This is a genomic window from Kitasatospora sp. LaBMicrA B282 (assembly GCF_050325825.1).
Lineage (GTDB): Bacteria > Actinomycetota > Actinomycetes > Streptomycetales > Streptomycetaceae > Kitasatospora.
On the sequence record NZ_JBNQTI010000355.1, the window covers coordinates 1 to 1,527 of the forward strand.

At 76.0% G+C, this 1,527-nt stretch carries 2 protein-coding genes; both read left to right on the forward strand.

The annotated features are described in order from the left end of the window. Nucleotides 1–583, forward strand: a 583-nt coding sequence (locus ACQRUO_RS39380) for a papain-like cysteine protease family protein (protein ID WP_428320994.1), incomplete at its 5' end; no start/stop codon positions are given. A gap of 10 nt (nt 584–593) precedes the next feature. Continuing rightward, a partial coding sequence (locus tag ACQRUO_RS39385) for a hypothetical protein (protein ID WP_428320995.1) occupies nt 594–1,527 on the forward strand: 934 nt, incomplete at its 3' end.

Consider the following 1,527-nt stretch of genomic DNA (forward strand, 5'->3'; position numbering starts at 1 on the left):
CGGCGCCGCCACCCGCACCCCCGCGCCGGCGTCCGCGCCCGCCGCCCGGCTCGCCCAGGCCCGCCCGGCCTTCGCCGCCGGCACCGAGACCGCCGCCGCCGGCGGTTCGAAGACCCTCAACATCAGCATGCAGCAACAGCAGGACTCCAACTGGTGCTGGGCCGCCAGCGGCGACACCATCGCCGCCTGGTTCGGCTACTCCTACAGCCAGAACCAGTTCTGCAACGCCGCGTTCGGCCGCGCCATCGACTCCTCCTGCCCCAACAGCCAGGCGGCGCTGGACGACGTGCAGAACGCGCTGAGCTGGATCGGCATCAACCCGGGCGACTACGTCTCCGGGTACCTCTACTACAGCACCGTGCAGAACGAGATCGACAACAACCGTCCGGTGGAGACCCGGATCCAGTGGTCCTCGGGCGGCGGGCACATGGAGGTGCTGTACGGGTACGACACCAGCGACAACTTCGTCTACTGGGGCGACCCGTGGCCCTCGGACTACCGCTACAACTGGGCCGACTACGGCTACTACGTGAGCAACGACTCGTTCTCCTGGACCCACTCCCTCTACCAGATCGGCGCGTGAGGAGGCCGTCATGACGATCCGTCGGAGCAACTCCCGGGCGGCCGCCGCCGCCCTGCTCGGGGCCGCCGCCCTGCTGGCCGCGGCCCCGCTCGCCCAAGCGGACGCACCGGCCCCCGCGGCCGTGCCGGCTCCCGCAGTGCTGCCGCAGTCCGACCTGGGCGCGGCCCGCGCCGCGGTGCAGGCGCCCGCGGTCCAGGCCGAGCTGGGGGCGTTCTTCGCCCGCGGCGGGGTCCCGCCGACCCAGCCGCTGCCGGCCGGTGCGGCCGCCCAAGCCGCACCGGCCCCCCAAGCCGCCCAGGCCCCTCAAGCCGACCCGGCCGCCCGGCCGGCACCGCGGCTGATCGGCGCGACCGTGCCGGTCTACACCCTGGACCCCGGCTTCGTGGCGGGTACCGCGGGCGCGCCGGTGGCCCGGGTGGACTTCACCGCCACCGAGGCCCAGGCCGCCGACGGGCGGACCGCCTCGGTCTGGGCCGTGCAGCAGAACGGCAGCTGGAAGGTGGTGAACATCGCCTCCGGCAGCGACGAGACCGACTACGCGGCCGCGGGCGCGGCGGGCGGCGGCGGAACCGTCTTCCGCGAGCCGCAGATCAACGCCTGGTACGTGCTGCGCGGCGGCCGGGTGCTGCCGCTGGACGCCGAGGCGCGCAGCTCGGTGGGCACCGGCGGGGTGGGCCTGGCGGCCTACCAGCGGCTGGTGCACCAGCGGTACGGGGACAAGCTGCCCGGCTCGGCCTATGACCGGGCCGGCCTCGGCGGCGGCTTCTCGGCCACCGCCCCGACCGGCTCGACCGCCGCGGGGACCACCACCGCGGGGCGGACCGCCGCCGCTCCGCAGCCCCACGACGGCCTGCCGGTGGCGGCCGTCACCGCCGCCGCGGCACTCGGGGCGACCGCCCTGACCGGGGTCGGCCTGGCCCTGCGCCGCCGCCGCCCGGCCGGCT